This window comes from Geomonas subterranea, from assembly GCF_019063845.1.
Lineage (GTDB): Bacteria > Desulfobacterota > Desulfuromonadia > Geobacterales > Geobacteraceae > Geomonas > Geomonas subterranea.
This window is the reverse complement of record NZ_CP077683.1, coordinates 4,246,436-4,258,591: the sequence shown is the minus strand read 5'-3', so window position 1 is coordinate 4,258,591 and position 12,156 is coordinate 4,246,436. Positions and strand designations below refer to the sequence as shown.

General features: G+C 61.4%; 10 protein-coding genes. 3 read left to right on the top strand and 7 right to left on the bottom strand.

Translation table 11 applies throughout. From position 1 onward, the window contains the following. Positions 1–139 precede the first annotated feature (139 nt). Genes KP001_RS18645 through ilvA form a run of 3 tightly spaced genes read left to right on the top strand, consistent with a single transcriptional unit; the run spans position 140 to position 3,160 of the window. Positions 140–877 carry a hypothetical protein gene (locus KP001_RS18645; RefSeq protein WP_217287038.1) on the top strand — a complete coding sequence of 246 codons (738 nt, stop codon included), beginning with the start codon at positions 140–142 and terminating at the stop codon, positions 875–877. 42 nt (positions 878–919) lie between these two features. Further along, a complete protein-coding gene (locus KP001_RS18640; protein WP_217287037.1) occupies positions 920–1,933 on the top strand; it encodes a cation diffusion facilitator family transporter in 1,014 nt (337 codons plus the stop codon). Positions 1,934–1,951: 18 nt separating this feature from the next. Continuing rightward, positions 1,952–3,160 carry a threonine ammonia-lyase gene (gene ilvA, locus KP001_RS18635; protein ID WP_217287036.1) on the top strand — a complete coding sequence of 403 codons (1,209 nt, stop codon included), beginning with the start codon at positions 1,952–1,954 and terminating at the stop codon, positions 3,158–3,160. A gap of 202 nt (positions 3,161–3,362) precedes the next feature. Here the strand turns inward: ilvA and recQ are convergent, their stop codons facing one another. The 7 genes from recQ to KP001_RS18600 all read right to left on the bottom strand — a co-directional run bounded on the left by recQ (position 3,363) and on the right by KP001_RS18600 (position 12,121). Then, on the bottom strand, positions 3,363–5,165 hold the full coding sequence (gene recQ / locus KP001_RS18630) for a DNA helicase RecQ (protein ID WP_217287035.1): 1,803 nt from the start codon (positions 5,163–5,165) through the stop codon (positions 3,363–3,365). A 164-nt stretch (positions 5,166–5,329) separates the two neighbouring features. Continuing rightward, on the bottom strand, positions 5,330–6,001 hold the full coding sequence (locus tag KP001_RS18625; RefSeq protein ID WP_217287034.1) for a TIGR04282 family arsenosugar biosynthesis glycosyltransferase: 672 nt from the start codon (positions 5,999–6,001) through the stop codon (positions 5,330–5,332). A gap of 125 nt (positions 6,002–6,126) precedes the next feature. Next, positions 6,127–6,924 carry a GTP cyclohydrolase FolE2 gene (gene folE2, locus KP001_RS18620; RefSeq protein WP_217289654.1) on the bottom strand — a complete coding sequence of 266 codons (798 nt, stop codon included), beginning with the start codon at positions 6,922–6,924 and terminating at the stop codon, positions 6,127–6,129. Positions 6,925–7,094: 170 nt separating this feature from the next. Then, positions 7,095–7,772: a 7-cyano-7-deazaguanine synthase QueC gene (gene queC, locus KP001_RS18615; protein WP_217287033.1), complete on the bottom strand. Its 678-nt coding sequence runs from the start codon at positions 7,770–7,772 to the stop codon at positions 7,095–7,097. 205 nt (positions 7,773–7,977) lie between these two features. After that, positions 7,978–9,732, bottom strand: coding sequence for an RNA polymerase sigma factor RpoD (rpoD, locus tag KP001_RS18610; RefSeq protein ID WP_217287032.1), 1,755 nt, complete (start codon positions 9,730–9,732; stop codon positions 7,978–7,980). Between the two features lie 52 nt (positions 9,733–9,784). Continuing rightward, complete coding sequence (gene dnaG / locus KP001_RS18605; RefSeq protein ID WP_217287031.1) at positions 9,785–11,542, bottom strand: DNA primase; 1,758 nt, start codon at positions 11,540–11,542, stop codon at positions 9,785–9,787. A 12-nt stretch (positions 11,543–11,554) separates the two neighbouring features. Continuing rightward, positions 11,555–12,121, bottom strand: a complete 567-nt coding sequence (locus KP001_RS18600) for a CvpA family protein (protein WP_217287030.1) — start codon at positions 12,119–12,121, stop codon at positions 11,555–11,557. Positions 12,122–12,156 lie beyond the last annotated feature (35 nt).

The window sequence follows — 12,156 nt, the reverse complement described above, 5'->3', positions numbered from 1 at the left end:
GACCTCCGACAGAATTTTGCCGGAAAGATAACAGTATATAGTTCAAATTGCAAGGCGCCAGGCGGCTAACCGATTGACCCCAATAGGGAGCTCTGCTAAGATTCAATCCGTTGTGGCGTATAATGAAAAGGAGGGAACCATGAAAAAGCTCGCGGTATTGTTAGCCTTGACCTTCACACTTTCCGGTGCCGCCCAGGCGATGGCCAAGGACATCAGCTTCACGGCTCCTCTGACCCAGAAGCAGTTCAGGGATCTCACCAGGGAGGCGGGCGCCGCCATATCTTACAAAAACACGGCCCCGCCCGAGCCGCTCGGGATCACCGGATTCGACATCGGCGTCGAGCTCTCCGCAATCGACATCAGCAACAGCGGCTACTGGAACGCAGCTTATGGCAACGATGCCCCCTCTTTCCTGGTCATCCCGAAACTGCGCGCCAGAAAAGGCCTCCCGATGGGGATCGACGTCGGCGCGATGTATTCATACGTCCCCGACTCCAACGTCAAGCTCTGGGGCATCGAGGTGAGCAAGGCGATACTCGAGGGGACCGCGGCCACGCCGGCCTTGGGCGTACGCGCCACCTACAGCAGGCTTTCCGGCGTCAACGACCTCGATCTGCAGACCGCCGGCATCGATGCCTCCATCAGCAAAGGGTTCCTGATCGTGACACCGTACGCCGGTGTGGGCGGAGTCTGGGTAAGCAGCGAGGCGAAGGGGCGCTTGAAGGCGCTTGCGCCGGGCCTTGACTCAGAAGACGTGTTCCAGCCGCGTGTCTTCGGCGGCGTCAAATTCTCTCCGCTGCCGCTTGTTGGCATCACCGCGGAGGTCGAATACCAGGAACGCCTGATCTATTCCCTAAAGGCCGGCCTCAGCTTTTAACCGCAAACGGGAGGGGCCCCGCCCCTCCCATCGGGATCCACTATGCACGCCCATGCCGACAGTCACCTGGACCAGAGCATAACCGGACGCTTCAAGTACGCGATAGTGCTGACCTCGTTGACCCTGGTGGCTGAGCTTGTGGGCGGCATCTGGACCAACTCCCTGGCACTTTTGTCCGACGCAGCGCACGTGTTCCTCGACCTGTTTGCCCTGCTCCTGACCCTGGGCGCCATCAAGCTCGCCTCCTATCCCGTCACCGAAACCCGTACCTTCGGCTGGCACCGCACCGAGGTCTTCGCCTCCTTCATCAATGGCAGCACCGTCTTTCTCATCGCCGGTATCATCTGCTATGAAGCCTTCGAGCGACTGCTGCAACCGCAAGCGGTGAAGAGCCTCGAGATGCTCATCATCGCCGCAGTCGGTCTGGTGATGAACCTGCTCTCCGCCGGCGCATTGCACTCGCACTCACACGACGACCTTAACGTCCACAGCGCCTTTCTCCATGTGATCGGCGACGCGGCCGCCTCCGTCGGTGTCATCGTGGGGGGCATCATCATGTACTTCACCAATTGGTACCTTCTTGACGCCATCATCTCGGTCGGCATCGGCGTCATCATCTTCTGGGGCTCTTGGCGCGTGATACGCGAGTCGGTGCACATCCTTCTGGAAGGGGTACCGCGCGGCATCGACATCAACCAGGTCGCCTTCGCCATGCAGGAGGTGAAGGGGGTGGCAGAGGTGCACCACCTGAACGTCTGGACCATCTGCTCCCACATCATCGCCCTCTCCGCGCATGTCGTGGTGCCGGATTGCTCCAACTCGGAACAGGATGAGATCCTGCGCAAGATCGAGGAGAAGCTGTTCCAGCATTTCCACATCAGCCACACCACGCTGCAGGTCGAGAGCGCGCGCTGCACCGAGGCGCAGGGCGCCAAGCAATTCCGACATCGCCCCAGAGCCGCTTCGCTGGCGCATGCCCACGCGCACCCGCATCAACACCCGCACGGCACATGCCAGGGACACCATCACGGCCACGACCACGATCACGCACACTAACTGAAACGGAAACGATAGATGCTCGATTACAACCTGATCCTCGACGCGGCCCAGCGGCTGAAAAAAAGGGTGCGTCGCACGGAACTGATCCAGGCCCACCACTTCAGCGAACGACTCGGCATTCCCCTTTACTTCAAGTGCGAGAACCTGCAGCGCACCGGCGCATTCAAGATCCGCGGCGCGCTGAACTTCATGACGGCGCAGTCGCGCGAGGCCCTTGCCGGGGGCGTGATCACCGCCTCGGCAGGCAACCATGCACAAGGCGTCGCCTTCTCGGCCGACCTGCTCGGCGTCAAGGCGGTGGTCTACATGCCGGAAAGCACCCCGCCGCAGAAGGTCTTCGCCACCCGCGACTACTGCGCGGAGGTGGTGCTGGAAGGGAAGAACTTCGACGAGGCCTGCGCCGCCGCGCTGAGGCAGGCCGGGCAAACCGGGGCGCTCTTCGTGCACCCGTTCAACGACCCGCTGGTGATGGCCGGACAGGGGACCATCGGTCTGGAGCTGTTGGAGGACATACCCGATCTGGCCAACGTGCTGGTCCCCATCGGCGGAGGTGGTCTGATCGCCGGGATCGCCCGGGCCATCAAGGAAACCCATCCCCACGTGCGCATCATCGGCGTCGAGTCGGCTGCGGCTCCCTCCATGCGTCAGGCGGTGAAAGCGGGCGAGGTGGTCACCGTACCGATCCGTGCCAGCCTCGCCGACGGCATCGCGGTCAAGACCGCCGGCAGCAACACCTTCCCGGTGGTCCGGGACTATGTCGATGAGATCGTGCTGGTGGACGAAGAGGAGATCGCGCTCGCCATCGTGTCGCTCATGGAGCGGAACAAGCTGATGGTGGAAGGTGCCGGTGCGGTCGGCCTGGCGGCGCTGTTGAACGGCAAGGTAAAGAAGATTACCGGCAAGACCGTGGTGCTTTTATCGGGCGGGAACATCGACGTGAAGACCATCGCCGTGGTCGTGGAGCGAGGTCTGCTGGCGGCGGGGCGGTACTTGAAGCTGAAGGTTGAGTTAGATGACGTGCCGGGTGCCCTGGCGCGTCTGGCAGCCGAGATTGCCGAGGCGCGGGCCAACATCTCCATCATCACCCATGACCGGCGTTCCGAGTCCCTGCCCATAGGCAAGACCGAAGTGTTGGTGGAGTTGGAAACCCGTGGTGCCGAGCACATCCAGGAAGTGATCCGGCACCTCACCATGCGCGGGTACCAGATCGAGGTGATTAAGTAAAAACCGAGAAGCAAAACCATTGGCCACGGAGAAAATCTGAGGCCGTCTGAGCAAGTCAAAACCTTTTGAAGGTTCTCAAACCTCCTGCCGTTGTTCAAAGAAAAGGGGACAGGCTACTTTTACTAAAGTTAGCCTGTCCCCTTTTCTTTTGTTTGCCTCGGATTTTCCGTTTCTCTCCGATTTTCTCAGATTTTCTCCGTGGCTAATGGTTTTGGCCCTGGTTTTGGTGCGCCTTTATCACCCGCAGGAAGGCATCACCGTAACGCGCCAGCTTATGCTGCCCCACGCCGGTAATCTTCAGGAGCTCCCACTTGTCCTTGGGCATCTGCGCCGCCATCTCGGCCAGCGTTGCGTCCGGGAAGACGACATACGGCGGCACCTGCTGCTCATCGGCAATCTGCTTGCGCAGCTCCCGCAGTTCGCCGAAGAGTTCGCCGTCGTAACTCGGCTTCTTCGCCGCTGTCTTCTTCTCAACCACCCTCGTGTCCCTTGGCTTCGCCAACTCCAGCGTCATCTCCCCCCGCAACAGCGGCCGCGCCTTCTCCGTGAGCTTCAAGACGGAAAAGTTGGCCAGATCCTGCTCCAGATACCCAAGGTGTATCAACTGCCGCAAGAGGTTCCCCCACACCTCCTGGGAGTGGTGCTTTCCAATGCCGAAGGTGGAGAGCTGGTCGTGCTTCAGCTCGTGGATCCTCTGGTTCTGCGAGCCCCGCAGTACATCGATGACGTGCCCCATCCCGAAACGCTGCCCCACACGGTAGACGCAGGAGAGCCCCTTCCGGGCATCCTCGGTGCCGTCAAAACACTCCGGCGGGCTCTCGCAGATGTCGCAGTTGCCGCACCCGGCCGCCAGGCTGTCTCCGAAGTACCCTAAGAGCACCTGGCGCCGGCAGGTCTGGGCCTCGGCGAATCCCACCATGCAGTTCAGCTTGTGCAGCTCGATCCGGTTCTGCTCCTCGTTGCCGCCGTTGCCGATCAGTCCCCGTGCAACGGCGATGTCGCCGTAGCCGAAGAGGAGCAGCGCGTCGGCGGGGAGCCCGTCCCGGCCCGCACGCCCGGTTTCCTGGTAGTAGCTTTCGATGCTCTTGGGCATGTCGTAGTGCACCACGAACCGGACGTTGGACTTGTCGATCCCCATCCCGAAGGCGACCGTCGCAACCACGACCTTCACGTCGTCGCGCAGGAACGCTTCCTGGACCTGGTGGCGCTCCTTGTCCGGCAGCCCCGCGTGGTAGGCGGCCGCATTGACACCCGCCTCGCACAGCTTCCTGGCCACCTCCTCGACCCTCTTACGAGACAGGGCGTAGACAATCCCAGCCTCGTCCTTTCTGGTCGACAGGAAGGCCATGAGCTGGCTGAACGGCTTGTTCTTCTCCATGACGCTGTAGCGGATGTTGGGGCGGTCGAAACCGGTGCAGAAGCAGGTAGCGTCCTGGAGCCCGAGCCGGGAGAGGATGTCGGCGCGGGTCTGCGCGTCTGCCGTGGCGGTAAGTGCGATCATCGGGATCTGCGGGAAAATCTCGCGCAACATGCCCAGCTGCGCGTATTCGGGACGGAAGTCGTGTCCCCATTGCGAGACGCAGTGAGCCTCGTCTACCGCGAACAAGGAGATGGGGAGGGTCTTGATACGATCGATGAAACCATCGGAGAGGAGCCGCTCCGGCGCGACGTAGAGGAGCTTCAGCTCCCCCGCGTGCAGTTCGGCCAGCACCCGCCGCGCCTCGGCCTCGCCAAGAGCGGAGTTGTAGCAGGCAGCGGCGACGCCGTTCTCCCGCAGGGCATCGACCTGGTCCTTCATCAACGAGATCAGCGGCGAGACGATCAACGCGGTCCCCGGAAGACAGAGGGCGGGGACCTGGTAGCAGAGGGATTTGCCGCCGCCGGTCGGCATCAGCACGAAGGCGTCCTTCCCGGAGAGCACCGTCTCCACGATCTCCTGCTGGCGCGGGCGAAAGGACTTGAAACCGAAGACCTCATTTAAGATCTGGATGTGGGAAAGCGACATGTAAAACCCTTTGATTGGGAGCTGGAGGCTGCGTGGTTTTCGCCTTTGCTAGCCCCTAGCCCCCAGCCCCGCCTTTAAGGCCGTGCAGTTGGAAAAACGAAAAGCGTGGCCTGAGCCACGCCATAGATCAAAGCAGGTCCGGGAATGTTGTCAACTCCGCGCCGTCAGACCGCGTCTGCGGCAATCGGCGCGGCCAGGCCAAGCGCCGCAATGAACGCGCGCGTGCGGGGCGCCCGGTTGGAAGGTTCCAGGAGGCTCGAGCGCAGCAGATCTTCCCAGCTGTCGACGTCGTGCCAGGAAGTGAGCAGCGCGGCGGTCAGGCCCGAAGCCTCCGCCTGCCTGAGGCTCGACTCCAGCACCGTGCCGCTGGACCAGGGGATGTCCTGAAAGAGGGTGCCGTAGCCGTCCCTGACTCCAACCAGGTAATACCCGCCGTCCTCTGCCGGACCGAAAACCGCCTCGCCTCCCTGCTCGAGCTTCCGGAAAGCCTCCTCGACGAACGCGATGGGGAGATCGGGGGAGTCGGTGCCTATCACCACGCGGGCGCCGTAGCCTCTCCCGGACAGCTCGTCAAAGGCGTGCTCCAGGCGCACACCCAGCCCCCCCGTGCTCTGCCGCACCAGGAGCGCTTCAGGGGCGGCTTTCCTGAAGAACTCCGCACTCCCCTCGTAGAAGATCACGATATCTGCCGTAAGCAACGCCGACCGCTCGATGATGTCGAGCAACATGCAGCGGTAAAGTTCGGCGGCCTGGGGCGGCGACAAGGGAGGGGAAAGACGGGTCTTCACCCTTCCCGGCAACGGCGTCTTGGCGAAGATGGCGAGCGCGCGTTTCATTAGAGAGAGAAACCTTAAGGGAGTTAAATGAAGGATTAAAAGCTAGAGTTATCCACAATTTTCCCACTTTTCAACAAACTTATCCACAGACGGAGCCAGTCAAGCTGTTGACGTGGCAGAAGCGGCTATCCTTTTTTCCGCTCGATAGCGGCATACGCGGAGTGCTTGTGTATGGATTCAAAGTTCTCTGCCTCAACGGAAAACCACGTGATATTTCCCATAGATAGCAGACGCACCGTCGCCTCGCGCACCATATCCTCAACGAAACGCGGGTTTTCGTAGGCACGCTCGGTGACGAACTTCTCGTCTTCGCGCTTCAGCAGGGAATACACAGGCGACGAGCCGCACTCCTCGATGATGTCGATGAGGTCCTCGATCCAGATGAATTCGCTGTAGCGGACCTGGACGGTCATGATCGAGCGCTGGTTATGGGCACCGTAGCTGGAGAGTTCCTTGCTGCAGGGGCAAAGCGAGGTGACCGGAACCTTGATCCCGAGCACGAAGTCGAATTGGTCGGAAAGCGACGCGCTGAAGGTGCAGGTGTACTCCATGAGGCTTTTCGCCCTGGAAACCGGCGCCTTCTTCTCCACGAAGTAGGGGAATTCCATCTCCAGGTGCGCGTTGGAGGCGCCCAGTTTCTCCTTCATGGTGGAGAGGATCACCTCCAGCTTGTCGAGGGCGATGTCCTCCCGGTACTTGTTAAGGATCTCCACGAAACGGCTCATGTGGGTTCCCTTGAAGTGGTGCGGGAGGTCGACGTACATGTTGATGCGCGCGATGGTGTTCTGGAACTTCTTGTTCTTGTCCATCACCACGATGGGATACGAGACGTCCTTCACCCCCACCTTGCCGATGGCGATGTTGCGGGTGTCGCGGGTAAGCTGCACGTCGGTGAGGGTCTTGCCTTCTTTCTTCTGCTCCATATCTTTGCTCATGCCTTTCCTCAGCCGCTGTTCCCCCTCGCCCTTTGGGAGAGGGGAAGGGGTGAGGGCGTTGCCACGGAGTGAGGGTATCGCCCATTATGGCACCCTCACCCCGGCCCTCTCCCGGAAGGAGAGGGAGGGACGGTTGAATGATGGTAGATCTGCCGGGACTAGCGCTTGACGTAACGGACCGGGTCGGTGACGCCCAACTCCGCGAATCCTTTCAGGCGCAGGCGGCAGGAGTCGCACAGGCCGCAGGCGGCGCCGTCCTCGGTCGGATCGTAGCAGGAATGGGTCTTGCCGTAGTCCACGCCCAGGGTCAGGCCGGTCTTGATGATCTCGGCCTTGGTGAGGCTTATGAGCGGCGTGTGGATGGTCATTTTCTTCCCTTCCACCCCCGCCTTGGTGGCGAGGTTGGCCATTGTCTCGTAGGCCGCGATGTACTCAGGCCGGCAGTCGGGGTAGCCCGAGTAGTCGAGGGCGTTCACACCGATGAAAATGTCGAAGGCCCCCAATGTTTCGGCCCACCCCAGTGCGAAGGAGAGGAAGATGGTGTTCCGGGCCGGAACGTAGGTGACCGGGATTTCTTCACCCACCCCTTCCTTGGGGACGGCGATGTCGGAGGTGAGGGCGCTCCCCCCCATCATCCGCAGGTCGAACTCGACCAGCATGTGGTCCACCGCCCCCATCGGGCGCGCGTTCATTTTGGCGAGGGCCACTTCGTGCTGGTGGCGCTGTCCGTAGCTGAAGCTCATGGCGTAGGGCTCGAACCCCTGGTGCCTGGCGATCGCCATGCAGGTGGTGGAATCAAGCCCGCCGCTGTACAGGATTACCGCTTTCTTCTTCATCGCTTACCTCTATTTGAAATCATGTCGCGCAGAAGGCCCCTCACCCGGCCTGCGGCCGCCCTCTCCCTGAGGGCGAGGGCTTATGGGATACCAAAGGGGCTTTACTCCGTGCCCGCTTCGGCTTTTCCTCTGCGTCCTCTGTGTTCCAAGGTTGTTTTTCCAATAAAAAAGGCCGCGCCGGCGATTCCGGTGCGGCCTTTGGTGACTACTCTACGAAGCTCTTCAGCTTCTTCGCCCGGCTCGGGTGCCGCAGCTTCCTGAGCGCCTTGGCCTCGATCTGCCGGATCCTCTCGCGGGTTACCTCGAAGTCCTGGCCGACTTCTTCCAGGGTGTGGTCGCTCTTCTCGCCAATGCCGAAACGCATCCTGAGCACCTTTTCCTCACGCGGGGTGAGGGTGGAGAGCACGCGGGAGGTCTGCTCGGAGAGGTTCGCCTTGATGACCGCCTCGAGGGGGGATACCACGCCCTTGTCCTCGATGAAGTCGCCAAGATGGGAATCTTCCTCCTCGCCGATCGGGGTCTCCAGGGAGATCGGCTCCTTGGCGATCTTGAGGACCTTCCTGACCTTGTCCAGCGGCAGCGCCATGCGCTCGGCGATCTCCTCCGGGGAGGGCTCGCGGCCGATCTCCTGCACCAGCTGGCGGCTGGTACGGATCAGCTTGTTGATGGTCTCGATCATGTGCACCGGGATACGGATGGTGCGGGCCTGGTCCGCAATGGCGCGGGTGATGGCCTGACGGATCCACCAGGTGGCGTAGGTGGAGAACTTGTAGCCGCGCTGGTACTCGAACTTGTCCACCGCCTTCATGAGGCCGATGTTCCCTTCCTGGATCAGGTCGAGGAACTGCAGGCCGCGGTTGGTGTACTTCTTGGCGATGGAGACCACCAGGCGGAGGTTCGCTTCGACAAGCTCACTCTTGGCCAGCTTGGCCTTGTGCTCTCCTTCCTCGATGGCGAGGAGCGCGTTGGCGAGTTCGCTCGCCTTGAAGCCGGACTCCTGCTCGATCTTCTTGAGCTTCGCCTCGCTGGAGCGGTAGCGCTTCTCGAGCTTCTGCCCCTCTTCCAGGCTCATGTTCATCTTCTTCGAGAAGTCGGCATCGGAAGCGTTCTTCAGCCCTTCGAAGGCGGCCAGGAACACGTCCTTGACGGTGCTGGTTTCCTTCTCCAGTTCGGCGATCTCCTGCATGACGGTGTCGACCTTGCAGGAGAGCTCCTTCAGACGCTGGGCGATCTTCTCGATGTGGCGGTCTTTGAGGCGCAGCGACTTGAGGGTCTCGGCCATCTTGACCTTCAGCTCGCCGTGCTCGGTGTTGAGCGCCTCGCCTTCCTTGGCGGAGACCTTACCTTCCAGCGCGGTCTGGATCTGCTCCATGCGCTGGGACATTTCGTGGATCTCGTCGATGATGCCGAGAACGCGCAGCGCCTGCAGATCCTCTTCGCCCTCTTCCAGGACCTCTTCCTCGACGTCCTTGGAGATCTCGATGGCGCCGATCTGCTGCTTGCGCAGACGATCCCCCAGGGAGATGACCTCGCGCACGGTGATCGGGGTGTTCAGGATGACGCTGGCGACGTCGCGCTCGCCGACTTCGATCCTCTTGGCGATCTCGACCTCGCCCTCGCGGGTCAAAAGGGATACAGAACCCATTTCGCGCAGGTACATGCGCACGGGGTCGCTGGTGCGGCCGAGGGTGCCGGGCTCGAACTCTACTTCTTCACCCTCGCCGCCTTCGTGCTCTTCCTCTTCCTCGAGGTCCATCTTGATCTTGGGGATCTTCACCTTTTGGGCGGAGTCCACGATCTCGATGTCCATATCGCCAAACATGCTCATCACATCGTCGATCTGGTCGGAGGAGACGATGTCAGGGGGGAGCAGGTCGTTCACCTCTTCATAGGTGAGAAAACCTTTCTCCTTGCCCAGGTCGATAAGCTGCTTCACTTCGTCCATGCTTTTCTTGGCCATTTACCACGCTCCGCTACAGCTTGAATCCAGCACAGCTACCGCTTGAATCCTACTATAGTAATTTCGATTTTTTATTACGCAACCGCTCAAGTTCAGACAGGATCTCCAGATAGCGCGGAGAATCCGGGTCGACCGTGGCCAATTCCCTCGCCAGGGTCTTGCCGCCCCCCTTGAGCGCTCGTCGTTCCAGGGCTTGGCAGCACTGTTCGAAGGCCTTGACTGGATCAAGGTCCTCCAGGTGCGCGTCCTCCACGAACAGCGAATAGAGACGGCTTCTTTCCTCGTGCGATTCGATCTGTTCCAACACCAGGGGGAGATCGAGATCCCCCGTTTCCGACTGTGCCACGATGGCCTGCGCCAGCTTCAGGTGGCTGGCGCTGAAGAGCTTATCGGCACCGAGATCCCGAACCCTTAGCACCACGTCCGGGTACTTCACCATTAGGGTCAACAGCACCTCTTCAGTGCCGGCCTGCTGCGGCGCCCCCTTGGGCTGCGGGCGCGGCGCCTGGGGTCGTGCCGGGATGCCCACTTTCTGGAGCAGCATGGCGCGGTCGATGCCCACAGCCCGGCAGATCTCCTTCTCGTAGAGCCCGCGCTCCACCGGGTCGGCGATCTTCTGCAGCCGCGGCGACACCTCGTTCACGAAGGCGACCTTCCCTTCCACGCCCCTCACGTCCATGCGTTTGAGCAGTCCCTTGTAGAACGACTCGAAGATGGGGAGCGCCTTGTCCAGAAGCGGCTGGAAGGCCGCGCCCCCTTCCCGGTTGATGAAGGTGTCGGGGTCGTCCTCCGCCGGGACTTCGACCACCCGCGCCGGAAACCCCTCTTCGAGGAACAGCTCCATGGAGCGGACCGTCGCCTTGCGGCCGGCTTCGTCGCCGTCAAAGAGCATGAAGGCGCGGTCGGCGTAGCGGCGCAGCAGCTTCACGTGCGGCTGGGTCAGCGCCGTGCCGCAGGTCGCCACCACGTTGGTGAAACCGGCCCGGTACAGTGCCAGGTGATCGAAGTACCCCTCGACCACGATGGCGCTCCCCTTCTCACGCATCCCCTTCTTGGCCAGGTCGATGCCGAACAGGACCTCGCTCTTGCGGTAAACGATGGACTCCGGGGAATTTATGTACTTGGGGAGCGAGTCGTCCATGACCCGCCCGCCGAAACCGATGGCCCGCCCGTGCAGGTCCGCGATGGTGAAGAGGAGACGGTTCCGGAAGGTGTCGTAGTAGCCGTCCTTCCCCTCGCGTTTTCTCAAAAGGCCAAGTTTCTCCGCAGCGTCGAGCGGGATCCCCTTGCGCCGCAGAAAACTGGTCAGGTTGTCCCATCCCGCCGGTGCGAAGCCCATGCGGTAGGTGGCGGCGGTGTCCCGGTCGACCCCTCGTTTCTCGAGGTAGGCCCTTCCGGCGGCACCCGCCTCGTCCGATTCCAGCACACGCCGGTAAAACTCGCAGGCCAGCTCGTTGATCTGGTAGGCCTGCTCCTGCTCGTCCACCTTGCGCTTCTCTTCGCGGGTCAGTTCCCGCTCGGGGATTTCCACCCCCACCTTCTTGGCCAGGAACTTGACCGCCTGCGGGAAGGCAAGCCCTTCCATGCGCATGACGAAATCGATGGAGTTCCCTCCCACGCCGCAACCAAAGCAATGGAAGATGCCGCGCGCCGGGTTCACGTTGAACGACGCGGTCTTCTCGCCGTGAAAGGGGCAGACCCCCTGGTAGTTGGCCCCGGACTTCTTGAGGCTCATGTAGTCGGAGACAACCTGCAGGATCGGGGCCCTCTCGCGTACTTCCCTGATCTTCTCGTCCGGTATCGTCGACACTGCGGTTGATCCTTATTTCTTATGCGCTCCGTGCGGAGTCGACGCCTTTACTTCTTTTTTTTCCCCTGGTTCCGCGGCGTCCCTGGTTTCCCTGTGCTGGGCTATGGCGCCTTCCCAGCCGGCCGCTATATCCCCTCCCGTCGAGGCGAACGCGGCCGCGGTCTTGGATCCGTGGATCCAGACCTTCACCTTCTCCGGCATCGGCTTGGTGGTGGCCAGGTAGAGGAGCACGCAGAGGATAAAGCCCCCCTGGAGGAAACCGAAGACGATCCCGCCGGCGCGGTTGATCCCGCCCAGGAGCATGACTTTCAAAACGACGGTGAGCAGATGACCGAGGAAATAGAAAAGCATGCCGAGCAGCATGAAGATAAGGAGGAACGCCAGCGGCTGCGCGACCTGCGGGGGGAGGTTGATGAAGTGCCTGATCCCCAGACTGAGAGTGGAATAGTATCGGAAAGCGGCCCAGCCGCCCGTGACGAGGCCAAGCAGGGAGCAAGCCTCACGCACCAACCCCTTCGAGAACCCCTTCGCCACAAAGAAAAGCAATACGACCCAGATAAGGATGTCAAGAAGGATCATGCAAACACCTGGTCACTAGCCACAAAGCAAAAGAA

Coding starts and splice junctions, on each gene's coding strand:
- KP001_RS18645 (WP_217287038.1), top strand. CDS start 140: ATGAAAAAGCTCGCGGTATTGTTAGCCTTGACCTTCACACTTTCCGGT.
- KP001_RS18640 (WP_217287037.1), top strand. CDS start 920: ATGCACGCCCATGCCGACAGTCACCTGGACCAGAGCATAACCGGACGC.
- ilvA (WP_217287036.1), top strand. CDS start 1,952: ATGCTCGATTACAACCTGATCCTCGACGCGGCCCAGCGGCTGAAAAAA.
- recQ (WP_217287035.1), bottom strand. CDS start 5,165: ATGTCGCTTTCCCACATCCAGATCTTAAATGAGGTCTTCGGTTTCAAG.
- KP001_RS18625 (WP_217287034.1), bottom strand. CDS start 6,001: ATGAAACGCGCGCTCGCCATCTTCGCCAAGACGCCGTTGCCGGGAAGG.
- folE2 (WP_217289654.1), bottom strand. CDS start 6,924: ATGGAGCAGAAGAAAGAAGGCAAGACCCTCACCGACGTGCAGCTTACC.
- queC (WP_217287033.1), bottom strand. CDS start 7,772: ATGAAGAAGAAAGCGGTAATCCTGTACAGCGGCGGGCTTGATTCCACC.
- rpoD (WP_217287032.1), bottom strand. CDS start 9,732: ATGGCCAAGAAAAGCATGGACGAAGTGAAGCAGCTTATCGACCTGGGC.
- KP001_RS18600 (WP_217287030.1), bottom strand. CDS start 12,121: ATGATCCTTCTTGACATCCTTATCTGGGTCGTATTGCTTTTCTTTGTG.